The sequence below is a fragment of the Crossiella cryophila genome (genome assembly GCF_014204915.1).
Lineage (GTDB): Bacteria > Actinomycetota > Actinomycetes > Mycobacteriales > Pseudonocardiaceae > Crossiella > Crossiella cryophila.
This window is the reverse complement of the sequence record NZ_JACHMH010000001.1, coordinates 6,654,344-6,679,641: the sequence shown is the minus strand read 5'-3', so window position 1 is coordinate 6,679,641 and position 25,298 is coordinate 6,654,344. Positions and strand designations below refer to the sequence as shown.

The window sequence follows — 25,298 nt, the reverse complement described above, 5'->3', positions numbered from 1 at the left end:
GGAATGCGGCATTCAGCGCTGAGGGGGCGTTCGCCCGGCTTCTGGTCAGCCATTGGTGGTGTTGTATCCAGCTAACGTGGGTTGGTCATCCTCCTTCGAGTGATCTCGGTGGCCGGTGCTTGGGTTTGGTGCAACGCTCACCTGAAATGGGTCGTTTGCCGTTTCCAGCTAAGGGGTGTTGGCGGTGGGGTTGGGCAGTCGTGGTTTTGTGCTGTTCGGTTGTATGGTGTCAACAGCGGCATTGCTGGCCGCTTGCGGGATCTCGCAGGCGGTGGAGCCCTCGCGGGCGCCGGTGGACGACGTGGACCTGTACCTGATGCGTGGTGGTGCGGAGCTGGTTCCCGGTGGCTCGGTCGAACGGGCGATGACCGTGATCAACCACGGGCGCGACATGGTCGGGAACGTGGAGCTGTTTTATACCACCCCTATTCTCATCAATATCGACGGCACCAAAAAGCTGCCGGACGGTTGCGCCATGTACTACCAGAACAAGGATTACCGGGTCCCCGAAGTCGTCAAGTGCACCCTGCCTCCGCTCAAGCACAACGCGCGGGTGGAGGTGAGCTTGCCGCTGAAGATCTACCAGAACGCGCCGCCGGTGCCTACCTATGGCGCCGCGATCGCGCGGCCGGCCGATGCGGGCAAGGACCGCGAGCGCAACATCACCGACAACATCGCGGTTCCGGGCGGGGTGATCTCCCTGCCCGCGATCGCCGCGAACGGTCAGGCCCGGCAGTCGCGCGCCGGATCGCGACTCACGTTGCACACCTCCACGGCGGCCGTGCCGGACAAGCCCACCGAAGCGGTGTATCGGATCTACAACATGGGGGATCAGCCCGCGCCCAAGGTCCGGCTGCAGGTGGTCACCTCGCTGTACGTGAACACGAGCACCGCGGGCCCGCTACCGGCCGGCTGCGGCATGGTGCTCAAGGACCCCGACCCGGCGGTGCCGGAGATCGTCGACTGTGAGATCGGCGATCTGGCCCCTGGCAAGTCGAGGGAGTTCCGGATCCCGGTGAAGGCCGTCCCAGGTGGTCCGATTGGGCAGCTGCAAGGCGTGGCCCTGGTGACCAGAGGCGGCGCGTCCCGGGACGCCCTTCAATCGGAGGTGACGATTGCGCAGGGCATGGTCCACGGACCGCTCATCAGCGGTGTCCCGACATCGCCACCGAGGTAGGCCGGGATCCAGTTGGCCCAGTACAGCACCCGGATCCGGTCGCCGACAACGCGGCGACCACCCGGGTGCTGGCTGAGCTGGCGGCGCGCCATTTCCCGTCTGGGCAAGAGGTGCTGATCCGAGTGATCCGCACGGTCGCCGAGGCAGACGAGGTCGCCGAGGAGGTCACCCGGAGCGGGGGCGCGGAGTTCCTCAGTCAGCTCGGCTACGCGCCCAAGGCCGCGCCGGGCTGCGGTCAGTAGGGCGCCACCCGGCGATCTTGCCCAGGCTGCCTGGCCGTTGCGCGGGCTTGAGGTGCCAGCAGGTCAGTGTGCGCTGGCACCTCAGCCAGTATGCTGAACTGTCGCCGGAGCTGCTCAGGGTTGGATTCCTGCCGAGAAAGGAAGAAAGAAACTAACCTCTTTTGGTCTTTGGAAGGTGCCCGTAGGAAGCTCCTCAATTTTTCGCCAAATGGGCCAGTCTGAGTGTATGGCGGCTTGGGTTTGCATGGCGTGTATGCGCCGTCGAGTTGTTCGGGATCGTCGAGAATGTATCTCGCTTCAAGTGTTGCACTTTTCGTTGCCAAAATTGTTATCTGGCTAGATGGTCGATTGCGGTAGATCTTAGTGTTCAAGTCATGGTGGATTTGGTTTGAGTATTCGGTAGTGCTGGGTTTACCGTCCGATCAGACGATAAGTGCGGCCTCGAGCGACTTCAAGTGGATCAGTCCGCTGAAGTAGGTTTCCTTGGCCGCTGACTTGCTGAGATCACCTCAATGCCAATGATACCGCGATTATGGAATACGTCAGAAGTCTCGATATGTACAGATGTCGGGCCACAATTACTGAATTCTGGGGGTGTGTGATTCGATGGTAGATTACACATCATACTGGTTGGGCTTCAGCTGTCCGAGTGTCGAATCGTCGGCACAGGAGACATTCGGGATCGCCATGGTGTGATGCATCCCGACCGGATGGCCTGGTCGAGTGGGTGATCGATCGGCGTGCTCCCGGGCTCGGTCGCCGGCCGGTAGAACCGGGAGCGATTCGCCAAGCTGGAGGCTGGACTGGGCACCGCGCTCCGCTGGTGTGACCGGCCACTGCGCGCGGACGTGCTTGGGACCCGGCTCGCCCCGGCCAAGCTGATCAGGGAGTTCCACGAGGACAGCCCAGACGTCGACATCGTCGCGATGAAGGGCCTGTCTCCCGGGTGTCCGCCCTGCTCAACGGCACCGTGTCAGGTCGAAGGGACTTCGGGTCAGCGTCCGCTCGGCGTTGTGGAGTGTGGCATTCCGAGTCGGTGCGCGCCTCGGCTTCGGCGGGTGACGGAAAGAAGTAGGTTGCGCTTTAATACATTTATACCTAGTCATCTTGTCGGCCGTCTATGAGTTGATGGATACAACACGTAACTGATCGTTCACTCGATCGGCGGGTGGTTTCCTGTTGCGTGAACCCGATGGACGGCAATTGTCGTTCCTGAAACACTCGAATAGGCAAGTCTTCTACCGGTTCTGGACAAGGAGTGGTTACGGTGAGTTTGCGAAGTCGTGGCCTCGCGATGCTTGGCTGCGTGGTGGCAATGGCGGCATTGCTGGCAGCGTCGGGGGTATCTCAGGCGGTCGAGGGTCGGCAGGTGCCGGCTGGCGACGTTGACCTGTACCTGATGCGGGGCGGGGCGGAATTCGTTCCCGGTGGGTCGACCGATCGGGCCATGACGGTCATCAACCACGGGCGCGACATGGTCGGGAACGCGGAGTTGTACTACACCACGCCAATTCTGGTCAATATCGACAGCGACAAGAAGCTGCCGACCGGATGCGTCATGTATTACCAGAACAAGGATTACCGGGTCCCTGAGGTAGTCAAGTGCACCATCGCGCCGCTCAAGCGCAACGCGCGTGTGGAGGTGACCTTGCCGCTGAAGGTCTACAAAGGCGCGCCCGCCGTGCCAACCTACGGTGTCGCGATCGTGCGTTCCGCCCAGGCGCACAGCGACCCCGAGCGCAACATCACCGACAACATCGCCGTTCCCGGCGGGGTGATCTCCCTTCCGGTGCCGGCGCCTGATTACGATCGACAGGTACAGGCTGGGCCACGACTCGCGTTGCTGGCGTCCACGGCGATCGTGTCGGACAAGCCCTCCGAAGCCATGTACCGGGTGTACAACATCGGGGATCAGGTCGCGTACAAGGTCCGCCTGCAGCTGGTCACCGCGCTGTATGTGAACACGAGCACGGCCGGCTCGCTGCCCACCGGCTGCAGCATGACTCTCAAGGATCCCGACCCGGCGGTGCCGGAGATCGTCGACTGCGAAATCGGGAATCTCGAACCCGGGAAATCGAAGGAGTTCCGCATCCCGGTCAAAGCCGTCCCCAATGGCCCGAAGGGGCAGCGGCAGGGCGTAGCGCTGGTAACCAGGAGTGCGGCACCGCGGGATGGCTTGGACGAGCCACTTTCGGTTGATCTGCAGAGTACCTCTTCGACACTGGGTGGGAATGGCATCCTGCGTCTTGGCGGCAATTGATCAACTGTGGCTGCCTGCCGGTCGCGGATCCGACCGGCGGGCAGCCACGCACAGGCGGGAAATCCGGCGGAAATTCGGTGGCGCGTGCGCGGGAGGTCCAGCACGGTTCCGCGCCGCGCCGTCTGCCTGATCCGGGTGGGACGCCGGCGGACCGAAGGCTGGCCTGCGGCGTTCCGGTCCCTTGCGGCACAAGGAGAACTGGCATCAGCGCGGCTCGCCTGAGTGCTTTCGCAGTAATGGCTGAGGTGCCAGCAGGTCACCTGAACGCTGGCACCTCAGCCAGTGCCGTGTTGAGACGGCGAAGGTGCGGGGCTGTCGAGAATTGCACTCACTGGGTCGTGACAGTGCTGGAATTCTTGCCCGATCTGCTCAGGGTTGGACTCCCACGGCAAATGGGAGCAAGATTGGCACAGTGACCTTTCCTTCGGAGAGTACGTCCAGCTTGCTCAGCGAAGGGAGGATGCCTCTGACAATACATGGCGGGCTGGGCTTTGGTTTGCATACTGTGTCAAGTTTTTCGTGATTTTTGAGAATGTACCTCACCTCAAGTGTCGCGCCTTTCGTTGCTGAAATTGTTACCGAATCAGTTAGTCGGCCGCAGCGGATCGAAGAGTTCGCGCCGTCGTAGCCGGGGATTGAGCATTCGGCAATGCTGGGTTTTCCGTCCTGCCACACGATGAGTACAGCCTCGAACATCTCCAAATAGAATAGAGTGCTCGCGTAGTTATACTGAACTCCGGCCGGTATAGTGTAGTTGACAGGCTTCCGGTCCTTGTTGTATTCGGTCCACCTGGAGTTCAGTAGCATGGTCTGCGTTGCGATCAGCTTGTTCTTGCTGAAGACAACATTCGCGGCTTCTCCGTTTACCTTCTGCTCTGTCCACTTGATGTCGGCGCCGGACTTGAACAGGTCTCGCGGGGTGCTGGGCGGCTCCTGGATCCAGTCCCTGGGTTTGGCTCGGAAGTAGGACCACACGAGCTTTCCAACGCCGTAGATTGCCAGTCCGACGGAGATGATCGCGCCCAGCGGTGGGAAGGCAAGGCCGATGGCGAAGGCTGTCAACCCGATGACGGCAACGATGCCCTGTTCTATGTTTCCGCTGGAGATCGCCTCTGCCAAGGAGAGTAGGTCGCCGAGAGGTGGACGAAAGCTCAAGGCCAGATAAATAGCAGCCTTGGCATACTCCAAGACTGTCTGTTCGCCCAGTGCGGCGCCGGTTCCCGTATTGCTTCGGGAGGCGAAGTCGGCGAAGGTGCTGGCCTTGTCGGTCAGCTTCTTCACGGCGGGATTCTTGCTGATTTTCGTGGCGTTTTCGATGATCTTGGTGATATCCGCCGTGGTGCGTTGTCCTGAAGTCATGGCTTGTGCCGCTGGGTCGGACATCGCGGCAGCGCGGAGCGCCGCTGTCTCGTCCTGGAGGTTCGGCAGGAGTTTCTCGATCTGCTTCGCGCTCATATCGCAGGTGCGTTTGTCCAGCCTCCCTGAGTGGCAGCCGGTCTCCGCTACGAAGTTGAGTTCTTTCTCGCTCGCCGTCAAGGCGGGAAACACTTTGTCTGGTGTGGGTGGTGGGTCGATGGCTGCCAGCAATGCGGCATATCTGGAATCAGTGGGGGGAGCGGGCGGCTCGGCGGTCGCCGGCAGTGTGTGGGAGAACAGTGCCAGGGACATCGCGATTACGGGCAGTGCGACAAGTCTCGATCTGACAAAATTGCGGACCATACTTGCTGTAGTTTAGAGGTGTCCAGTCTGGCGGTAAACCACACGTCAGGATGGTTTCGGCCTCAGTCTTCCGGGTGCGGAATTGTTGACGGAGGGAGACATTCGGGGACACCATGGTGGAATGCATCCCGACCAGGTGGCATCGGTTTCCAGGTGCGGCGCGGAGGGTTCGGAGGCCGTGGCCGGCAAGCGCTTGCCTGCTCGGCCCGGTGTTTCTTGTCGGGATTTCGTCGAGTACCCCGATAGTTGCCCTGTGAAGCATCCCGATCGTGTCGGATAGTTCGCCGGTAGGTGCTGGCCGTCACCGCATGTGGCACGGATTCCGGTCGGCTGGTCACGGAGCGTGAGAATGACTCAGGCCATTGTGTCACGTCGATGTGATGATCAACTCGCTACTCTTCGAATTGCTTCTGAAAATTGTGCGCGTTCGGTTCGGTCTGGATTGCGCCAATCTCAATCGGAGGGGTTATGCGGTTGAAACATCATGGGCTCGTTGTCGGGGCGATGACACTGGGGACGGTGCTGTTGGCCGCACCGGTGGCGTCCGCGCAGGGTCCATATCAGGTCGGACTCGCCGAGGAGGGTCAGGTCATCGTCAACTCGGCGCGCTTGACCGTTGGCTACCGGTGCCCGGTGGCCGACCGGTTCGCCATGCTGGAAGTCCAGCTCGCACAAGGGACGGCGAATACCGAGGACAACACCGTGGGCGCGACCATCGTGGCCGTCGAGTGCTTCGGCCGCCCGCATCAGTTGACCATCGGCGTTGGCAAGGTCACCGGACCCGGCTGGCAGGACGGTGAAGCCGAGGCTCGCGTCGTGCTCTGGAAGCGAATCGGCCAGAAAGTCGAGGTCAAGGCAGAAGTGGCCAGCTCAATAGCGCTGCGTTGACCCGCGGCCGCCTGCTGGTGACGGTGGCATTGATGGGAATGGCGTCTTTCGCACAGATCGGGGGAAGTGGTCGTGCCGGGTGATTTCGAGGATGATCGCTTTCCGTTGCCGGAGTTCGCGCGACTTGTGCTGGACCGGGAGGGCGGCGCCGACTGGTCCAGCACAACCGACGAGTTCTGGCACGCCGTGCAGCCACCGCACTACCCCTGGCCGGACCAGGGCTGGAAGCTGCACGTCTCGGCGACCCCGCTGTCCGCGCCCCTGGTGCTCAGCCGCGTCATCCCGGTTCTGTGCCGGCTCGGCTGCGCGTTCAAGTTCGCCGCGTCGCTGAGCCGGGTCAAGGAACTGGTCTCCGGATACTGCGCACGCGGCGGTGGCGGGAAGTTCGTGACCGCCTACCCCGTCGACGATCCCATGTTCCGGGTGCTGGCCGAGCAGTTGCACACCGCGACCTACGGGCTGCCCGGTCCGACCGTCCTGTCCGACCGGCGCTACCGCTCCGGCAGCCCGGTGTACTACCGGTTCGGCGGGTTCATCCGGCGCACCCGCTACTCCGTGGACGGCCTCTGCGAAGCAGTCCTGCTGGCCCCGGACGGCGATCTGGTCCTCGACGAGCGGTTGCCCTGGTTCGCCGCGCCGTCCTGGGCGCGGTCACCACTGCCGGCGGACGCCGACGGCCTCCTGACCCGGCCGCGCCCCGGCACCGTCCTGATCGGCGACCGGTTCCTGGTGCGCGAGGCGATCCAGCACGTGAACAAGGGCGGGGTCTACCGCGCGGTCGACCGCACCACCGGGGACGAGGTGGTCCTCAAACAGGCCAGGGCGCACGTGCAGTCCGGAGTGGACGGTCTCGACGCCAGGGACGCCTTGCGCAACGAGGCCGACATGCTGGACCTGCTCGCCCCACTGGGCATCACACCGCGGCGGATCGCGCTGTTCGCCCAACAGCTCAACCTCTTCCTCGCCCAGGAGACCGTTCCCGGCAGGTCCTTGCGGCACTGGGTCGAGTCGGCAGGGGAGCCGGACCGCCACCAGCGGCGCGGCGCCGAGATCCGGACCATGGCCAGGAGGCTGGTCGAGCTGGTGGCGCTCGTGCACGAACAGGGTGTGCTGCTCCAGGACCTGACGCCGAACAACATCATGGTCATGCCGGACCGCGACCTCCGGCTCGTCGATCTTGAGCACGCCACCCGGCCGGGGCAGGTCAGCAGGAGGGTGCTGACCCTCGCCTACGGAGCACCCGAGACCCAGGCCATGGCCGCACTCGCCCCCGCGCCGTCGCTGGCCGCCGACCTGTACTCGCTGGGCGCGACACTGTTCTTCCTCGTGGTGGGCGCCGATCCGGTGCTGGCACCGGATCGGCCACCCTGCCGGGCGCACCAGGACCGCATCGCCGAGCTGCTGGCCGCGGTCGCCGTGACCACTCCGGGGGTCGCGGAGCTGGTCCCGTTGCTGACCGGCCTGCTGGCCGACGATCCGGCGCATCGCTGGAGCCTCGGCCAGGCACGCGACTTCCTCGCGGGGATCCGGCGGCCGGCGCCGGTGCCCACACCCAGGAAGTCGCCGCCGCGCGCTCCGGTGGCGGGTGATCGGCTGGTCCGGGACGGCCTCGCCCACATCGTGGCCACCATGGACCCCGGCAACGCGCGGCGGTTGTGGCCCTCGGGGGACTTCGGCGCCGCCACCGACCCCTGCAACGTCCAGCACGGGGCGGCGGGTGTGCTCCAGGTGCTGCTCACCGCGAGCACCGAGCCGGACGAGCAGCTGAACGAGGCCGTCCGGCGGGTCAGCGACTGGATGTGGCTGGCACTGCCCGCATCGGAGAGTGTGTTGCCCGGCCTGCACTTCGGCCGGGCTGGCACGGCGTGGGCGTTGTACGAGGCCGCCCGTGCCCTCGGCGAGGACGACAATGCGGGCCGGGCACTGGAACTCGCCTGCCGGTTGCCCACCCAGTGGCCCAATCCGGATGTGTGCCACGGGGTCGCGGGCGCTGGTATGGCCCTGCTGCACCTCTGGCTGGCCACCGGGGACAACGAACTGCGGACCAGGATGCGGGCCTGTGCCGATCACCTGTGCGCCGAGGCGCTGCGCACACCGGAGGGCGCGTTCTGGCCGATCGCCGCCGACTTCGGCTCACAACTGGCCGGCGGCACCTTCTACGGGTTCGCCCACGGCGTCGCGGGCATCGGCACGTTCCTGCTCGCCGCGGCGCGGGAGCTGAACGAGCCGGACTACCTCGAACTGGCCGAACAAGCCGGGCACGCGCTCACCTCGGCGGTGATCGCCGAGGACGAGGAGGTGTGCTGGCCGTCCCGGCGAGGTGACCGGCACCCGGCGCCGCTTCCGCTGTCCTGGTGCGGGGGAGTGGCCGGGATCGGGACCTTCCTGGCCCGGCTGTGGCAGGCAACCGGGAAGCCCGCCTACGCCGAGCTGGCCGAGCAGGCCGCCCGGACCGTGCTGGCGGGATCCTGGGCACAGTCCCCGGTGGCCTGTCACGGCCTGGCAGGCACCGGTGAGTTCCTGCTGGATCTCGCCGGGATCCTGGGCGACCCGGTGTACCGGCAGGGTGCGAGGACGATCCTGGACCGGATCGTGGCCAGGCACGCGCTGTGCGCGGGGCGCATGGTGGTGGCCGACGAGTCGATGGCCGCGGTGACGGTCGACTACGGCACCGGACTCGCCGGAGTGCTCGCCTTCGCGGCGAGACTGGAGCAGGGCGGGCCAAGGCTGTGGCTGCCCTCGCGGCCGGTTTCCCGGCTCTCCGTCGTGGCCGGAGCCGGGGCATGAGGGAGCAGCCCCGGACCAGGATCAACTTCCGCTTCGACGCGTACGGCAGGCAGGCGGCCTGCCTGGCTGGGCTGCACTCGGGCGAATTGGTCCTGGAGACCTGGGACCTGGGTGGAAAGCGGTTGCGGAGCCGCCTGCTGCCGGGCGGCGGACCCGAGACCCCGCGTTCGCAGCCGGTGCCCACCGGTGACGGACGGGTGGTCCTGCTCCGCGCCGCCGCCGGCGAACAGGAACTCCTCCTCGTCCGGCCCGCCGGCGCGACGGCGGCCCGGCACTGCCTCGCCCGGCTCGGACCGGGCCCGGTCCGGCTCGCCGCCAGTCCCGATCGCGGCGCCCTGGCCCTGGTGACGACCGTCGCCGACCGGCACACCACCCTGTGGCGGCTCAACGGGTCCGGGCGCCTGGACCCACTCCTGACCCACCCCCGGCCGCTGACCGGCGCGCGGTGGCTGGACACCACGGGCCGGATCCTCGCGGCGACCGAGTGGCGGGACACCGGTCCGGTGACGGTGATCGTGGATCTGGGTGCGGGCACGGTGTCCCCGGTGGCTTGCCCAGGGCACTGGGTCGCGGTGGGCCCGCGGTCGGGACTGGTGCTGGTGGCCGTGCGCTCGGGGCACGGCGCCCGTCTCGGTGTGTCCACAATGGATGGCAAGCGGCCGCTGTGGTTCCCCCGGGCGCTCGACGGTGTGGCGGGCAGTGTGACGCCACTGGCGGTGGATCCCGCCGGGAGCCGGTTCGCCCTGCGTGTCCAGCAGGGCGCCCGTACCCGGCTGGCGGTGCTGGACGCCAGGACCGGCGCGCTCCGCTGGCACCGGATCCCCGATGGGGACATTCCAGGGGCAGGGACGTGGAACTCCGCCGGACTGGTCTTCGCCTTCTCCACTCCCGACCAGCCGGTCACCCTGACCAGGCTGTCCGCCTTCGCCGCCGGGAAGCGGGGCCGTGCCGTGGCCCATCGGGAGACCGTGCCCGGTGCGGCGGGGCCGATGGAGGCCGTGGTCCACGGCGGCAGGGACTGGCGCGAGAGGCCACGTCTGGTCATCGCCGTGCACGGCGGCCCGGCCTCGCTGTGGCGCTTCGGGTACTCGCCGATGTTCCACCGGCTCGCCGCGGACGGCGTCGCGGTGGTGGCGCCGAACCAGCGGGGCAGCACCGGCTACGGCGAGGACCACCACCGGCGACTGCACCGCGGCTGGGGCGTGGACGACCTGCGGGACATCCTCTGCCTGGCCCGAAGTGTGCGGTCCCACCGGCTCCGGCTCGGCCTGCCCCCGCCAGCCATCCTGGGCACGAGCTTCGGCGCGTTCCTGGCGGTGCTGGCCGCCTGCGACGAACCGGAGCTGTTCTCGCGCTGCGCCGCGGTGTCCCCGCTGCTCTCGGGGCCCCGGCTGCACCGGGACGGCAGTGCGGCGGTCCGCGCCATGGTCGAGCGGCACGGCGGTCTGACCACGGCATCCGGCGCACCACCCCGCGACCTGATCGACTGCGTCCAGCGGTTGCGGGCGCCGCTGCTGGTGCTGCACGGGCAACAGGACGACGCCGTGCCCGTGCAGCACTCCCGGACCCTGCGCGCGCACCTCATCGCGGCCGGGCGGCGGCCCGGCGCCGAGTTCGACTACCGGGAAGTCCCCGACGGCGGCCACAGCCTGCTCGACGGCATCGGATCCGCGGCGCCGACCGCCGTGGTCGCGGACTTCCTCAGTGCTGCCGCCAGCGGAAACCGACCTCGCCGGAGCTGATCCGGCGAACAACGAGAAAGAGGTGGTTGTGGTGGATGTGAACGTCGACGATCTGCAGATGCTGCTGGGCGAGGACGCGGTCGGAGCCAACCAGTGCTCGTTCACCTGTGCGTGCAGCAGCTGCTGTGTCACCAACGTCAACATCGGCTGTGGGAACAGCAGCGGCTGCGGAATCACCAGCGGCGGCAATCCCTGTGGGATGACCAATACCTGTGGGATGTCCATGGGATGTGGGCGCACCATGCTCTGACCGCCGGACCGGCCCAACCCGCACACCGACCGGGCGGAGCTGATCGATGACACGTTCCACCAGCAGCAGGCTCATCGTGGGAGCGGCACTGCGCAGCCCCGGCTGGTTCGCGCTGTTCGTGCTCGCCTCCGTGACGGTCAACGTCATCGCGGTGGTCGTGCCCTCAGCACTGGCCGAGGTGATCAACGCGGTCTTCCTCGGCAGCGGGGAAGGGGCGACGGTACTCCGGTTCGGTGTGCTGGTGGCCGTCGCCGTCCTCGCGCAGGTGCTCATCGTCCTCAGCGCCACGGGCTGCTGTGTCGCCGGGACCCTGTGGATCCGGCGCCGTCTCGTCGACCACGTGCTCGCCCTGCCGGTGCGTGCCGCCAGCCGTTTCCCGACCGGTGAGCTGACCACCCGCCTCAACGCCGACGCGGCCAGCGCCGGGCAGCTGCTGGTGTGCCTGACCGGCAGTGTCCTCGCGGCGACCACCGCACTGGCCGCGCTGGTGGTGCTGTTCGGCATGTCGCCGTGGTTCGGCGCGGTGTTCGCCCTCGGGGTCACCCCGATGATCCTGCTGGCCAAGCGGTTCCTCAGCTGCTCCACCGGACTCCACCTCCGTTACCAGCAGGGCCTTGCCGCGCTGGCCACCCTCCTGCACGACGCGCTGCGGGGCGTGCGCACCATCAGGGCCGCCGGCACCGCCGACCGCGAGGTGCACCGGGTGTTGGGCCCGCTGCCCGAACTGGCCGCGGCGGGCGATGCCCTCTGGCAGGTGCAGCGGAACATGGTCTGGCGCGCGATGCTGCTGGTCCCGTTGACCGAGCTGGTGGTGCTGGCCATGGCCGGGTTCGAGGTGACCAACGGCAGGCTCACGGCCGCGGAGCTGCTCGCGGTCAGCGGCTACCTGATGCTCGCCCTCGGCCTGTTCGGCCAGATCGACGGACTGCTCGGGCTGGCCGCCGACCGGGCGGGCGTCCAGCGGGTGGCCGAGGTGCTCGGCACGGCGCCCCAGCGCGTCACTGCCGTGCCACGTCCGCTGCCCGATGGCACGGGGGCGCTGTCCTTCCGGGCGGTCACGGTGGTGGACGGCGGGCACCTGTTGCTCGACCGGGTCAGCCTGGAGGTGCCGGGTGGAGCCTCGCTGGCACTGGTGGGCCGCTCCGGCGCCGGAAAGTCCACCCTCGCGGCGCTGGTCGGCAGACTGGTCGAGCCAGACCAGGGCACGGTGCTGCTCGACGGGGTGCCGCTCGGGGAACTCGACCCGGCGGAGCTACGGGCGCAGGTCGGCTACGCCTTCGAACGCCCGGTGCTGTTCGGGGCCACGGTCGCCGAAGCCATCGCGCCCGGAACAGGGAGCCGGCGGTCCCTGCTGGTGGCGGCGGCGACCGCCGCGGACGCCGACACCTTCATCCAGCGCCTGCCCGGCGGCTACGACACCGCGCTCGCCGACATCCAGCTCTCCGCCGGCGAGATGCAACGCCTTGGCCTGGCCCGTGCGATCGCGGGGCACCCCAGGGTGCTGGTGCTCGATGACGCGACCTCCAGCCTGGACACCGTCACCGAGGCGCACATCGCCCGCGCCCTGGCCACCGGATTCGCCGGCCGGACCCGGTTGCTGGTGGCCCACCGCGCTGCCACCGCGGCACGCGCCGACCTGGTCGCCTGGCTGGATGACGGCCGGATCCGAGCCGTTGGTCCGCACGTCGAGCTGTGGCCGGATCCCCGCTACCGCGCGGTGTTCGGTCCCGAGTCCCTGGAGCAGTGGTGACCAACCCCGGACGGCGGCTGCTGGTGGCCGAACTGAGCCAGCGGCGAGCGCCACTGCTGCGGATCGCGGCGTGGTCGGTACCCGAGGCGCTGCCGGCCCTGCTGTCCGGCCTGTTGGTCTCCCAGGCCCTCGACCAGGGCTTCCTGCGCGGCCAGTACCTCACCGGCCTGGTGTGGCTGGAGGTTCTGCTGCTCGTGGTCCTGGCCGGGCTGCTGGCCACCCGGGCGATCTTCCCGCAGCTGGCCGCTGTCGTGGAGCCCCTTCGCGACTCGCTCGTGCGCAGGCTGGTCTCCTCGACGGTCCACCGTTCGGTGGCCGAGATCGACCGCGGCGACAACGCGGGCCTGGCCAGGCTGGTCGAGCTGGCGGAGGGGATCCGCCAGTTGACCGCGGGCCTGCTGCGTACCCTGCGCCCGCTGCTGCTGCGGCTGATCGCCGCCTGCGCCGGACTGATCGCGCTCGCGCCCGCGGCGACCCCGCTGCTGCTCGCACCGCTGGTGCCCGCCGGGATCGGGGTGTGGCTCCTGCTGCCCCGGCTGGCCCGGTGCCGCCGGGAGCTGGTCGTGCAGGAGGAGGAGATCGGCCGGTCATCCGCACTCGTCTTCGCCGGTGTCCGTGATGTCGTGGCCAGTGGCGGGGTGGACCGGGCCCGCGCGGAGATCGACCACTGGTTCACCGCCCATGCCCGCTCGGCCCGGCGGATGACCCGGCTGCACGGGCTGCTCACCCTCGTGATCAGCCTGGGCGCGCAGGCTCCGGTGTTCCTCCTGCTATTGCTCGCGCCCTGGCTGACCGGTGGCGGGCACACCACGGTCGGTGAGCTGGTCGGCGCCGTCACCTACGCCGGCATGACACTTGCGCCGGCGGTCGGCGAGCTGGCTGGGACGATCAGCGGGCCCTGGCTCCAGCTCGAGGTGGTCCTGCGCCGCCTGGCCGAGGTGACCGAGCCGGTCGAGCAGGCCGCGGTCCCTGCCCAGCGCCGGCCCGCGCCGCGCGGGGCGGACCTCGCCCTCCGTCAGGTCACCTTCCGCTACGGATCGCACTCCGTTCCGGTGCTGGACAACCTCGACCTCGACGTGCCCCACGGCGACCACCTGGTCGTGGCCGGTGCGAGTGGCATCGGCAAGTCGACCCTGGCGACGCTGCTCACCGGCGTCCGCTCCCCGCAAGGGGGACTGGTGACCCTTGCGGGCACACCGGTCGGGGAGCTGGACCCGGCGACGGTTCGGTCGCGAATCGCGTTCATCCCCCAGGAGGCGTACGTCTTCGCCGGGACCCTGTGGGAGAACCTCGGCTACCTGCATCCGGCGGTGACCGAGCAGGAGCTGGACACCGCGGTCGACGCCGTTGGGCTCCGGGAGCTGGTGGACCGGCTGGGCGGATACGACGCGGGGCTCGGTCCCTGCGGCGTACAGCTGTCGGCGGGGGAGGGCCAGCAGGTGGCGCTGGCGCGGGTGTACCTGTCCAGCGCGGACATCGTGGTGCTGGACGAGGCGACCTGCCACCTGGATCCCGAAGCCGAGGCACGGGCGGAGGCGGCCTTCGTGGCCAGGGGCGGCACGTTGGTGGTCATCGCGCACCGGATCTCCTCCGCCGTTCGAGCCCGCCGGGTGCTGTTGCTCGACGGCAGCCGGGTGCACCTCGGAACGCATGAGCGGTTGCTGGAGACCACTCCGGCCTATGCCGCGCTGGTCGGGCACTGGCGAGCCAGCTCAGCCGGGGCGGCGCACGACGAGCGAGCGATGATCCCCGACCCTCGGTGACCGCGCGACCGGCCCCCGGCCCGAGTGCCGGCGGTGCGGGCAGGTTGACTCGACACGATCACCGCGCGGGCGGGCCCGCCGGCGTTGTGGACAACCAGTGGTGGTGGAGGGAGTGGCGTGGAACTGGATCTCGGCGCGGTCCGGGCCTTCGTCGCGATCGCGGACGAGCAGCACTTCGGCGCCGCCGCCGACCTGCTCGGCCTGACCCAGCAGGCGGTCTCCAAGCGGATCGCCAAGCTGGAGACCGGACTGGGCGCCACCCTGTTGTCCCGCGGCCGCACCGGCGCCGGGCTCACCGAGGCGGGCACGGCCTTCCTGCCGCAGGCCCGCGCCCTGCTCGCACTGGCCGACCAGGCGGTCGACGCGGTGCGCCGCCGGGTCCGGCCGCTGCGGGTGGACGTGCTCGGCGCCCGGCTCGCGCCGACCGAGCTGGTCCGGGAGTTCCACGAGACCAACCCGGAGGTCGAGATCGACATCGTGGCGGCCAAGGGCCTGCGCACCGGGGTGTCCGCGCTGCTGGAGAGCACCGTGGACCTGGCCTTCGCCCGGGTGGCCGGACCGCTCGACCCGGCCATCGAGCACCTCCCGGCCCTGCTGGAACCGCACCACTTCCTGGCCGGGCGCAAGCACCGCCTGGCCGGTCGGCGGAAGGTCCGGCCCACCGAACTGGCCGACTCGATCGTCTGGCTGCCCGGCCACGAACCCGGCACCGAGTGGGCCGACTTCTACCAGGCATACCGCGCCGACTTCGGCCTCACCATCGACGCCTCGGGCCCCAGCTTCGGCCTGGAACACATGCTGGACCGGCTGGCCACCGACCCGGACCGCTTCATGTTCGGCTCCGAACGCATGCGGGTGCCCTGGCACCCCGGCATCGCGCGGGTGCCGATCGTGGACCCGATCCCGCTCTACCCGTGGTCCGCGCTCTGGCGCCGCGACAACCGCCACCCGGTGCTGCCCAGGCTGATCGAGCACCTCAGCGCGGGTTTCCGGCCCTTCGACCCGGACCGCCACTGGCTGCCCGCCGCCGACCTCCAGGTGCTGCACGGCACTTGATGAAGATGTGCTCATCTGAGGCTCATCGGGTCTCCAGGTCCGGTGGCTTGACTAGGTGCCATGAACACAAACCACCGAGCCCGATACCTGGCCGCGACCACCGGCGTCCTCGGCCTGCTGCTCGGCGGCTGCACTGCCGCGGCCGCCCCCAGCACGCCGGGCCAGCCCGCACCGCTGACCGGCATCCCCGGCGTCAACAACCCGGCCCCGGTGCCCGCCCCGGCCATCCAGCAGCCGAAGCTGCTCGCCCCGGTGTCCTTCCCGCGCACCGAGATCGACGCCGACGACCAGCGCGGTGACGGCAAGCGGGTGCTGATCGAGGAGTCCGAACTGCCGGTCGCCGGTCACCTGGTGGTCTTCGACCAGAGCGGCAAGCTGCTCGGCTCCACCCCGATCCAGCCGGGCGCGCACCGCGACGTCCCGGTCACCCTCGACCCGGCGCTGGGCCAGGGCACGCACTCGCTGCGCGCGCTGCTGACCGTGGACGACGGCGACGGCAAGTTCAACGCGGACAAGGACGCCCCGGTCCGCGAGGACGACGATGACGACCCGGAAATCGAGGACGAAGGGTTCCGTTACACGGTGGGCTGATCATGGCCGCCGGTTGTTAGGGTCGCATTGGTTCACAGTGCGAAGGAGCCCGATGACCGCGCCACAGCAGCAGGCCGCCGACACCGGTGAGCTGTCCGCCGTGCTGGCCCGCATCCTCACCGAGGTCGGCCCGAGCGCGGGCCTGGCAGGCCGGGTGGCGGACTACATCCCGGCGTTGTCCGCGGTGGACCCGGCCACGTTCGGGTTCGCCGCGACCGACCTCACCGGCCACACCATCGGCGTGGGCAAGTGGCGGACCCCGTTCTCCATCCAGAGCGTGTCCAAGGTGTTCTCGCTGGCACTGGTGCTGGCCATCGAGGGTGATCAGCTGTGGCGGCGGGTCGGGCGGGAGCCCTCGGGCAACCCGTTCAACTCGCTGGTACAGCTGGAACACGAGAGCGGGATCCCGCGCAACCCGCTGATCAACGCGGGCGCGCTGGTGGTCACCGACCGGCTGCTCACCCTCACCGGTGACGCCCGCGGCGCGGTGCGGGACTTCCTGCGTGCCGAGAGCGGTGACGACCGGGTCGACTTCGACGCCGCGGTGGCCCGCTCCGAGGCCGAGCACGGCGACCGCAACGCCGCCCTTGCCCACCTGATGGCCAGCTACGGCAACCTGGAGAACCCGGTCGCCGACGTCCTTGAGCACTACTTCTGGCAGTGCTCGATCGCGATGACCTGCGGTGACCTCGCGCTGGCCGGGTCATTCCTGGCCCGGCACGGCGTGCGTGCCGACGGCTCCCGGCTGCTCTCCCGCAGCGAGGCCAAGCGGGTCAACTCGGTGATGCTCACCTGCGGCGCCTACGACGCCGCCGGTGAGTTCGCCTACCGGGTCGGGCTGCCGGGCAAGAGCGGCGTCGGCGGCGGCATCCTGGCCGTGGTGCCGGGCCGGTACTCGCTGTGCACCTGGAGCCCCGCGCTGGACGAGCGCGGCAACTCGGTGGCGGGCGTGGCCGCGCTGGACCACTTCACCACGCTCACCGGGTTGTCGGTGTTCTGAGCTAGCGCTGGTGCCGCAGGCCCTGGAGCAGCAGTTCGATCATGCGGCGCGGGTCGTAGAGCGGGCTGTCGTCCCGCCCGACGCACAGGTTGCCGATGCCCCGCATCAGCTCGTAGCCCTCGATGCCGGGCTTGATCTCACCGGATGCCTCGGCGGCGTCGAGCAGGTTCTCGCAGGCGGGCACCAGCCAGTCCAGGAAGAAGGAGTGCAGCGCCTCGTGGCCGCTGTTGGGCTGCATGATGTCGGCGAGTCCGTGCTTGGTGACCAGGAAGTCCACGAACCGGTCCACCCACAGCCGGAGCGCCTCGAACGGGGAACTGGCCGAGTGCTGCAGGTCTCCGCTGGCGTCGACGAGGGCCTCGATCTGGTGGCGGTAGACCGCGATCACCAGCTCCGCCCTGGTCGGGTAGTTGCGGTAGATCGTGCCCATGCCGACGCCCGCCCTGGCCGCGATCTCCCGGATCGGCGCGTCCACCCCCGAGGTGATGAACACCGCGGCGGCGGCTGCCAGCAGCGTTTTCTGGTTGCGCAGGGCATCGGCCCGCTTGCTCCGCGCCGGGACCTGCTCCGGCTGGCTGGGCTTGGACACCACGCACTCCTCCTGGACCTGCCTGTTTGACAAAGCGGAACACTGCTCCGTATCGTCGATTCCGGAACACCGCTCCGCTTGAGCTTAACCGAACGGACCGCTCCTGTCCGTCCTGCCTTCCTGCCAAGGGACCAATCTGCCATGAGTGCTGTGCCTCACCCCGTCCTGTCGATCAGCCCCGTCGTGCTGCCGACCCCCGACCGCGCCGTGGACCTCCAGCTCCGGATTTCCGTGCCCGCACAGGGAACCGGGCTGCCGATCCTGCTGCTCTCGCACGGCCAGGGCTACTCCAACCACCTCTCCTCGCTCAACGGTTACGCCCCGCTCGCCCAGTACTGGGCCGCGCACGGTTTCGCCGTCATCCAGCCCACCCACCTCAGCTCCCGCAGCCTCAACCTCGACCCCGCCACCCCCGGCGCGCCCCTGCACTGGCGGTCCAGGGCCGAGGACATGACCCGGATCCTGGACCGCCTGGACGAGATCGAGGCCGCGGTCCCACACCTGCGCGGCCGCCTGGACCACACCAGGGTCGCGGTGGCAGGCCACTCCATGGGCGGCCACACCGCCACCCTGCTGCTGGGCGCGCGGATCACCGACCCGGACACCGGCATCGAACTGGACCTGGCCGATCACCGGATCAAGGCGGGCGTGGTGCTCGCCGCACCCGGCCGCGGCGGTGACGCCCTCGCCGAGTCCGCGACCGAACTGCTCTCCTTCGTCACCGGCACCGACTTCGCCACCATGACCACCCCGGCCCTGGTGGTCGCGGGCGACAAGGACACCTCCACCCACCTCACCGTCGCGGGCGCGGACTGGCACGCCGACCCGTACCACCTGGCCCCGGCCCCGAAGACCTTGCTCACCCTCTTCGGTGCGGAACACGGCTTAGGCGGCGTCTCCGGCTACGACGTGGCCGAGACCACGGACGAGAACCCGGAGCGGGTCGCCGCGGTGCAGCGCCTCACCTGGGCCTACCTCCGCAGCGAGCTGTACCCCGGGGACGCTGCCTGGCAGTCCGCGTGTGCTGAGTTGCTGACCGGTTCCGCTGCGGTGGGACAGGTCGAAGCCAAGTAGCCCAGCAGGCGCGCGGCCACGAGTGAGCGGTGACAGGCCGCCGGGTCGCGCTCCACGCAGAACAACGCGGTCACCGAGCCGGTCGGCAGTTCCGCCGCGAGCCCGCCGAGGTCGAACGGGTCGAGGATCTGCCGGGTGTAGCCGTCGATGTAGGCGGGTGCCAGCGTGACGCGGTTGCGTTTGCCGACGCCCTGGCGGTCGTCCTCGCGGTACTGGAGTTGGCGTAGTTCGGTGGTGGGCGCCAGGTCTTTCAGGTGGCGGTAGCCGATGTTCGCCGTGGCAAGGGCCTGCTGGAGCCGGGCCGAGTTCGCCCAGGCGTAGTCGGGGCCGCGGACCCCGCGGCGCTGGCGGAGGTCGAGTAGCAGGCCCACGCCCTTGCCGGTGAGTTGCCGCAGGAAGGTCTCGGCCGTGTCGCCGTAGACGCCGATCGTCATGATTCGTCTCATCGTGGTCCCCGTGCGGTGCGGTGAGCCCGGCCGGGCCGAGCCCACCGTGATCCCGCTACGGCAGCAGCACCGGCTGGTCCACGGCCCACAGCCAGGTGCCGTCCGGCTGGCGGCGGGCGATCTCCACGGTGATCTCGCCGGTGGTCAGCGTGCACGCGGTGAGCGCCAGGTCGCCGCTCACCAGCGCCGGGTGCTGCCTGCCCGGGGCGAGCACGGGCGCGGCGGCGACGAACTGCTCGTACACCTTGCGGATCTCGGCGTGGCCGGTGGCGAGGTTGCCGGGTGGGAAGGCCAGCACGGCGTCCGGTTCGTACAACGCCACCAGGCCGTCCACATCGCCCGCGTTGCCGCGCTCGATGAAGAACCTGCCCAGGTCGTTCGGCTCGGTGGCCACTGTCTTGCTTGTCATGGAAAGGAGCCTGTCAACGAATCACGACATCCTGTGTCACGTATTTCCGTAGACTTCTGGCATGCGGGCCGACCGGTTGGTGTCACTGGTGCTGTTGCTGCGCCGGCACGGTCGGCTGTCCGCGACCGCGCTGGCCAGGGAGCTGGAGGTGTCCACCCGCACGGTGCTGCGGGACATCGAGGCGTTGTCCGCGGCGGGTGTGCCGGTGTACGCCGAGCGCGGGCGGCTCGGCGGGTTCGCGTTGCTGCCGGGGTTCCAGACCGAACTCACCGGGCTCAACCACGACGAGGCGCTGGCACTGCTGGTGGCCGGATCGCGGCGCGGTGGGCAGGCGTTCGGGCTGGGCTCGGCGCTGGCCTCGGCCATGCGCAAGGTGGTGGACGCGCTGCCGGAGGGTTCCCTGGCCACCGCGGCCGGGGCGGCCGAGCGGCTGCTGGTCGAGCCGGAGACCGACCTGCTCGCGCGCCGGGTGGAGGCCGAGGAGGTGCCTGCGGCCGTGGTGGCCGAGGTCCGGCGCGCGGTGTTCGCCGGGCACCGGCTGCGCATCCACTACGCGGCCGCCGGCCAGGCCGCGCGGTGGCGCACGGTGGACCCGATCGGCCTGGTCACCGTGCGCGGGCAGGGTTATCTGCTGGCCACCCGGTCCGGCGCGGACCGCACCTACCGGCTGTCCCGGATCCAGTCCGCCGAGGAACTCGACGAGCCCGCCCAGCGACCGGAGCGGGTTGACCTGGACCAGGCCTGGCAGGAACGCAGCACCCGGTTCCGCACCGGCGGCGACCAGGTCACCGTGCTGCTGCGGCTGAATCCGGCGCGGCGGGCGGAACTGGTGGGCACCGCGCTGACCGTCCGCGCCGACGAGGCGGTCGACGCGGACGGCTGGCTGCGGGTGTCCGCGACCTTCCAGGACGCGCGGCACGCCGAATGGGCGCTGTGGCAGCTCGCCACGAACGCGGAAGCCCTGACCCCGCAATGGTTGCGCACCGCGCTGCGGGACCGGGCCACTGCGGTCCTCAGCTGCTACGGACCGCCTCGACCAGGCTGACCCCGTCGCGGCGCACCGCGGTGGTGACCGTGAGGCCGGCGCGGTCGCAGAGCTGTTCGAACTCGGCGCGGGTGCGTTCCCGGCCGCCGTAGAGCACCATCATCCGGATGTCGGTCAGGCCGGGATCCCTTGGCTGGATGGGGTTTCCGCGTTCCGGCAGGACCTCGTCCACGATCAGGATCCGGCCGTGATCAGGCAGCGCGGCCCGGCAGTTGGCCAGGATCCGGACGGCCTGCTCGTCGTCCCAGTCGTGCAGGATCCACTTGAGCACGAACAGGTCCGCCCCACGCGGGACCTCGGTGAAGAAGTCACCGGCCTGGGTGCCGCAGCGGTCGCTCAACCCGGCCTGGCGGACCACCTCGGCGGCCTCGGGAATGGCGGCCTGGGTGTCGAAGACCAGGCCCCGCAACGCCGGGAAGCGGTGCAGCAGACAGATGAGCAGCGAGCCGTTGCCGCCGCCGACGTCGGTGATCGAGGTGTACCGGGTGAAGTCGTACAGCTCGGGCAGCGTGTTGGCGATGTGCCGGGTGGGCTGGCCCATGGCGGAGTTGTAGAGGGCGGCCAGTTCCGGGTCGGCGGCGAAGTGCTCGAACACCTCGCGGCCGAAGACCTCCGGGAAGGCGGCGCGGCCGGTGCGCAGGCTGAAGTCCAGGCGGGCCAGGGGTTCCAGGCCGGTGGGGTGGGAGGCGAGCAGGGCGTAGGCGCGCAGTGAACCGTCCACATCGGACCGGAGCAGGGTGCCGGCCTCGGTGGCGGTGAAGCCGGTGTGGCCGTCCACGCACAGGCCGAGGTCGGCGAGTGCCCGGAGCAGCCGGAGTGCTTGTGGCGCAGGGATTCCACAGGCGGCGGCGATGTCCTCGGCGGTGCGCGGGGTGTGGTTCAGGTGGTCGGGCAGGCCCAGGCGGGCGGCGGCGCCGACCACCATGGTCCTGGTCGCGCCGGAGAGCAGGTGGGTCACGGTCTGGAAGGCGGTCATCGAGGGGCTCCTTGCTGGTCGCGGGCGGCGATGCGCCAGCCGCGGGCGTGGCTGAACTGCTGGTGGATGCGGGCGAACGCGCCGCCGGTGCCGAGGAGTTCCGCCGGGGCGCCGGTTTCGACCACCCGGCCGGCGTCCAGGGAGATCACCTGGTCGGCGGCGGCCAGGGTGCTGGGCCGGTGCGCGATGACCACCACGGTGCGGTTCGGGTCGCGGGCGAGTTCGGTGATGGCCGCGCTGATCGCCGCCTCGTTGGCGGCGTCCAGGGCGGAGGCGGCCTCGTCGATGAGCACGATCGGGGCCTGCTTGAGGAAGGCGCGGGCAATGGCCACCCGTTGCCGTTCACCGCCGGAGAGCTGCGCCCCGCCCTCGCCGACCCGGGTCCGCCAGCCCTGCGGCAGCCGGTCGACCACCTCGTCCAGCCGGGCGGCGCGGGCCGCGGCGGTGAGTTCGGCGCGGGTGGCCGCCGGGCGGGCCAGGCGGAGGTTGTCCTCGATGGTGGTGTCGAACAGGTAGACGTCCTGGAAGACGATCGCCAGGTGGGTGAGCAGGTCGGCGTGGTCGTAGTCGCGGACGTCCAGGCCGCCCAGGCGCACCGAACCCTCGGTGGTGTCCAGGAAACGGGCGATCAGCCGGATCACGGTGGTCTTGCCGGATCCGGACGGGCCGACCAGCGCGGTGGTCGAGCCGGGTGGGCAGTGGATGGTGACGCCGTCGAGGGCGGGTCGGTCCGGGCCGTAGGTGTGGGTGACGCCGACCAGGTCGATGCCGGAGTGCGGGAGCGTGCGGGCCGGGTTGGCTGGGACGGGCAACTGGGGTGTGCGCAGGAGTTGGCGCACCCGGTCCAGGCCGTAGTCCAGGGCGCCCAGGCCGTGCACGTGACCGGCGAGCGCGCCAAGGGGTTCCAGGAAGCGGACCGCGAGCACCAGCAGCGCGACGGTGTCGGCGACCGCGAGCGCGCCGGAGGTGAGCAGGTGCACGCCGATGGCCAGCACCGCCACGAAGCCGAGGGTGACCACGCCGGTGACGGACAGGGTGGGCAGCAGGGATTCGTTGAGGGCGAGGGCATAGCGGCGGTGGTGCTCGGTGAGCGCGGCGTCCAGTTGCCGGGTGCCGGTCCGGGCCTGACCGGCCGCCCGCAGCACGGGCTGGGCCTGGCCGTACTCGATGGCGCGGGCGGCGATCTCGTTGGCCGCCACCTCCATGTCCGCGCACGCGGCGGCGGTCTTGCGGCGGCAGTGCCGCAGCAGCAGGAAGGTGACCGGCAGGGTGGCCAGCAGCACCAGGCCGAGCCGCCAGTCCACGACCAGGGTGACCGCGGTGACGGTGACCGGGACCAGCGTGCAGGTGATCACCGGACCCCCGACCACCACACACAGCCGGGAGACCGAGGTGGCCACGCTGGTCACCGTGCGGGTGAAGGTCCCCTTGCGCTCGGCGGTGAACCAGCCCAACGGCAACGTGGTCAGCTGCCCCATCAACCGCATCCGCAGCGCCACCCCGAGTTCCCCGCTGGCCGCGAAACCGACCGGGGTGGCCACGACGCTGAGCAGCCAGTGCAACAACACCCCGGCGAGGCCGAACAGCAGCCACGGGGTGGCGGCGGCGAAGTCCGGTTCCGGGCGCAGCACCGCGCGCAGGATCGGGAACAACAGCCCGAGCAGCAGGCCCTGGAGCACCGCGAGTGCCGCTTGCAAGGCGGCGAAACGGTGCAGTGGCGCGGGTTCCGGCCACAACCGGTGCAACTCGCGGATCATGCCTGGTCTCCGTTCCGCTGGGCCAGCCACAGGCGCGCGTAGAGCCCGTCCTTGGCGAGGAGTTCGTGATGGTCGCCGCGTTCGACCAGGCGGCCCTCGTCCAGGACCAGGATCTGATCGGCGGTGGCGATGGTGTGCAGGCGGTGCGCGATGACCAGCACGGTGCGCCCGGCGACGAGTGCGGACAGCGCGTCCTGCACGGCCGCCTCGCTGTCCGGGTCCAGGGCCGCGGTGGCTTCGTCCAGCACCACGATCGGGGCCTCGGACAGGATCGCGCGGGCAATGGTCAGCCGCTGCCGTTCACCACCGGATAGACCGCCCTCGCCCGCGTCCAGCACCGTGTCGTAGCCCCGCGGCAACGCGGCCAGCACGTGATGGATCTGCGCGGCCTCGGCCGCCGCGCGCACCTGGGCGTCGGTGGCGCCGGGCCGGGCGATGCGGATGTTCTCGGTGACCGTGTCCCGCAACAGCACCACGTCCTGGAACACCAGTCCCAGCAAGGACAACAGCTCGGCCGGGGCGATCTCGCGGACGTCGACCCCGCCGATCCGGATCGCGCCGCCGGTGACCTCGTGGAAGCGCGGCAGCAGTGCGGCGAGGGTGGATTTCCCGGCGCCGGAGGGTCCGACCAGCGCGGTGACCGTGCCCGGTGCGCAGGTCGCGGTGAGGTCGCTGACCGCGTTGGTGACGCCGTCGTAGGAGAAGCTGACCCGGTCGAACTCGATCCGATGTCCTCGCGGGCGTTGGGGTTTCGCCGGTTCGGGCAGTCCGGGGCGGGTGAGCAGCCCGTCGATGTGCCCGGCGGCCAGGCGGGCGGTGCGCAGGCCGATGCCGCCGTGGATCATCGGCAGCAACGCGTTCGGCAGTACCAGCCCGACCACCAGGAACGGCAGCAGATCCGCCGCGGGCAACGACTTCGCGGCCACCAGCGGCAGTCCGACGGCCAGCACCACCGCGAGCACAGTCAGTTCGGAGCCGAGCACCCGGTTGAGCGCGGAGCTGTACCGCACCTCGTCCACCCAGACCCGGAACGCCCGCTGCTGCTCGCGCACGGCGGTGTGGAAGCGGTCCAGCACCCGGCCGCCCGCGCCGAAGGTCTTGGCCACCGCGATGCCGTCGCCGTACTCGACCGCGGCCGCGCTGACCTCGCGCTCGGCGGTGATCAGCCGGGCCACGTGCTGCGGCATGGATCGCATCGAGACCCGGTAGCAGAGCAGTGCGAGCGCCGGGACCAGCACGGTGACCAGGGCGAGCCGCCAGTCCACCAGCAGCAGGTAGGTCAGGCCGCACAGGATCGCGGTGGCCGCGCCGAGGATCTCGCCGAGGGAGTGCGCGAACAGGTTGTGCATGTCCTCCAGGTCATCCGTCATCGCCTTCTTGACCTGGCCGGACCCAGCGGCGCGGAACCAGCCCAGCGGCAGCACCCCGAGTCGTCGGACCAGGCCGCGGCGCAGGTGGTGCAGCATCCGCGCGTCCGCGTGGTGCCCAAGATGCGAGGACAACGCCAGCAACAGCAGCCGCGACACGGCCCCCGCCGCTCCCACCACCGCCCACCACAACACCCCGCCGGACCCGGTCAACGCCGACCGCGCGATCTCGGCGACGGCGAGGTAGGGCGCGAACCCCGCCGCCTCACCCAGCGCGGACAACATCGCGCCGGTGACCAGGTGCCCGCGCACCGGCCGCAACATCCGCCCCGCCGCCCGAAACCCGATCAACCGCGGCCCGACGTCAACACTCATCCACAGCCCCCAAGAAAGGTTAGCCTTACCTGAGG

20 protein-coding genes are annotated in these 25,298 nt (G+C 69.7%); 13 read left to right on the top strand and 7 right to left on the bottom strand.

Features of this window, described 5'->3' with window-relative positions:
* Positions 1–184: 184 nt before the first annotated feature.
* Together HNR67_RS29195 and HNR67_RS29190 are read left to right on the top strand one after the other, a co-directional pair.
* Positions 185–1,177, top strand: coding sequence for a COG1361 family protein (locus HNR67_RS29195; RefSeq protein WP_185005392.1), 993 nt, complete (start codon positions 185–187; stop codon positions 1,175–1,177).
* A gap of 1,509 nt (positions 1,178–2,686) precedes the next feature.
* A complete protein-coding gene (locus HNR67_RS29190; RefSeq protein WP_185005391.1) occupies positions 2,687–3,679 on the top strand; it encodes a COG1361 family protein in 993 nt (330 codons plus the stop codon).
* Between the two features lie 369 nt (positions 3,680–4,048).
* Here the strand turns inward: HNR67_RS29190 and HNR67_RS29185 are convergent, their stop codons facing one another.
* Complete coding sequence (locus tag HNR67_RS29185) at positions 4,049–5,347, bottom strand: hypothetical protein (protein WP_185005390.1); 1,299 nt, start codon at positions 5,345–5,347, stop codon at positions 4,049–4,051.
* A 570-nt stretch (positions 5,348–5,917) separates the two neighbouring features.
* On the opposite strand from HNR67_RS29185, the gene HNR67_RS29180 reads away from it, so the two are divergent.
* From HNR67_RS29180 to HNR67_RS29140, 9 genes are all read left to right on the top strand, one after another.
* Positions 5,918–6,286 (top strand): hypothetical protein, encoded by a 369-nt coding sequence (locus HNR67_RS29180; RefSeq protein ID WP_185005389.1) that lies wholly within the window; start codon positions 5,918–5,920, stop codon positions 6,284–6,286.
* A 72-nt stretch (positions 6,287–6,358) separates the two neighbouring features.
* Positions 6,359–9,073, top strand: coding sequence for a class IV lanthionine synthetase LanL (gene lanL, locus HNR67_RS29175; RefSeq protein ID WP_185005388.1), 2,715 nt, complete (start codon positions 6,359–6,361; stop codon positions 9,071–9,073).
* The gene (locus HNR67_RS29170; RefSeq protein WP_185005387.1) at positions 9,070–10,815 is read left to right on the top strand and encodes an alpha/beta hydrolase family protein; all 1,746 of its coding nucleotides are present in this window, start codon (positions 9,070–9,072) and stop codon (positions 10,813–10,815) included. Before lanL ends, HNR67_RS29170 begins: the two co-directional genes overlap by 4 nt.
* Entirely contained in the window at positions 10,778–11,065 is a 288-nt protein-coding gene (locus HNR67_RS29165; protein ID WP_185005386.1) for a hypothetical protein, read from the top strand. The genes HNR67_RS29170 and HNR67_RS29165 overlap by 38 nt, the downstream gene beginning before the upstream one ends.
* Before the next feature lie 46 nt (positions 11,066–11,111).
* Positions 11,112–12,815, top strand: a complete 1,704-nt coding sequence (locus HNR67_RS29160; protein ID WP_185005385.1) for an ABC transporter ATP-binding protein — start codon at positions 11,112–11,114, stop codon at positions 12,813–12,815.
* Positions 12,812–14,578, top strand: coding sequence for an ATP-binding cassette domain-containing protein (locus tag HNR67_RS46400; RefSeq protein WP_185005384.1), 1,767 nt, complete (start codon positions 12,812–12,814; stop codon positions 14,576–14,578). The genes HNR67_RS29160 and HNR67_RS46400 overlap by 4 nt, the downstream gene beginning before the upstream one ends.
* Before the next feature lie 117 nt (positions 14,579–14,695).
* Complete coding sequence (locus HNR67_RS29150; protein WP_185005383.1) at positions 14,696–15,634, top strand: LysR family transcriptional regulator; 939 nt, start codon at positions 14,696–14,698, stop codon at positions 15,632–15,634.
* Between the two features lie 60 nt (positions 15,635–15,694).
* Positions 15,695–16,225: a DUF7282 domain-containing protein gene (locus tag HNR67_RS29145; protein ID WP_185005382.1), complete on the top strand. Its 531-nt coding sequence runs from the start codon at positions 15,695–15,697 to the stop codon at positions 16,223–16,225.
* 52 nt (positions 16,226–16,277) lie between these two features.
* On the top strand, positions 16,278–17,225 hold the full coding sequence (locus HNR67_RS29140) for a glutaminase (protein WP_185005381.1): 948 nt from the start codon (positions 16,278–16,280) through the stop codon (positions 17,223–17,225).
* Position 17,226: 1 nt separating this feature from the next.
* On the opposite strand, the gene HNR67_RS29135 is transcribed toward HNR67_RS29140, so the two are convergent.
* On the bottom strand, positions 17,227–17,814 hold the full coding sequence (locus tag HNR67_RS29135; RefSeq protein ID WP_185005380.1) for a TetR/AcrR family transcriptional regulator: 588 nt from the start codon (positions 17,812–17,814) through the stop codon (positions 17,227–17,229).
* A 141-nt stretch (positions 17,815–17,955) separates the two neighbouring features.
* Between HNR67_RS29135 and HNR67_RS29130 the strand changes: the two genes are divergently transcribed.
* Positions 17,956–18,888: an alpha/beta hydrolase family protein gene (locus tag HNR67_RS29130; RefSeq protein ID WP_185005379.1), complete on the top strand. Its 933-nt coding sequence runs from the start codon at positions 17,956–17,958 to the stop codon at positions 18,886–18,888.
* On the opposite strand, the gene HNR67_RS29125 is transcribed toward HNR67_RS29130, so the two are convergent.
* Both HNR67_RS29125 and HNR67_RS29120 read right to left on the bottom strand, forming a co-directional pair.
* Positions 18,786–19,322: a DUF488 domain-containing protein gene (locus HNR67_RS29125; protein WP_246492618.1), complete on the bottom strand. Its 537-nt coding sequence runs from the start codon at positions 19,320–19,322 to the stop codon at positions 18,786–18,788. The genes HNR67_RS29130 and HNR67_RS29125 overlap by 103 nt on opposite strands.
* Positions 19,323–19,389: 67 nt before the next feature.
* Positions 19,390–19,728 carry a YybH family protein gene (locus HNR67_RS29120; protein ID WP_185011251.1) on the bottom strand — a complete coding sequence of 113 codons (339 nt, stop codon included), beginning with the start codon at positions 19,726–19,728 and terminating at the stop codon, positions 19,390–19,392.
* 76 nt (positions 19,729–19,804) lie between these two features.
* On the opposite strand from HNR67_RS29120, the gene HNR67_RS29115 reads away from it, so the two are divergent.
* Positions 19,805–20,788: a helix-turn-helix transcriptional regulator gene (locus HNR67_RS29115; protein ID WP_185005377.1), complete on the top strand. Its 984-nt coding sequence runs from the start codon at positions 19,805–19,807 to the stop codon at positions 20,786–20,788.
* Here the strand turns inward: HNR67_RS29115 and HNR67_RS29110 are convergent.
* From HNR67_RS29110 to HNR67_RS29100, 3 genes are read right to left on the bottom strand one after another with little or no spacing between them, the layout of a single operon-like run.
* Complete coding sequence (locus HNR67_RS29110) at positions 20,757–21,764, bottom strand: methyltransferase (protein ID WP_185005376.1); 1,008 nt, start codon at positions 21,762–21,764, stop codon at positions 20,757–20,759. The two genes, HNR67_RS29115 and HNR67_RS29110, sit on opposite strands and share 32 nt — an antisense overlap.
* Positions 21,761–23,521, bottom strand: coding sequence for an ABC transporter ATP-binding protein (locus tag HNR67_RS29105; protein WP_185005375.1), 1,761 nt, complete (start codon positions 23,519–23,521; stop codon positions 21,761–21,763). The genes HNR67_RS29110 and HNR67_RS29105 overlap by 4 nt, the downstream gene beginning before the upstream one ends.
* A complete protein-coding gene (locus tag HNR67_RS29100) occupies positions 23,518–25,263 on the bottom strand; it encodes an ABC transporter ATP-binding protein (RefSeq protein ID WP_185005374.1) in 1,746 nt (581 codons plus the stop codon). Before HNR67_RS29100 ends, HNR67_RS29105 begins: the two co-directional genes overlap by 4 nt.
* Positions 25,264–25,298 lie beyond the last annotated feature (35 nt).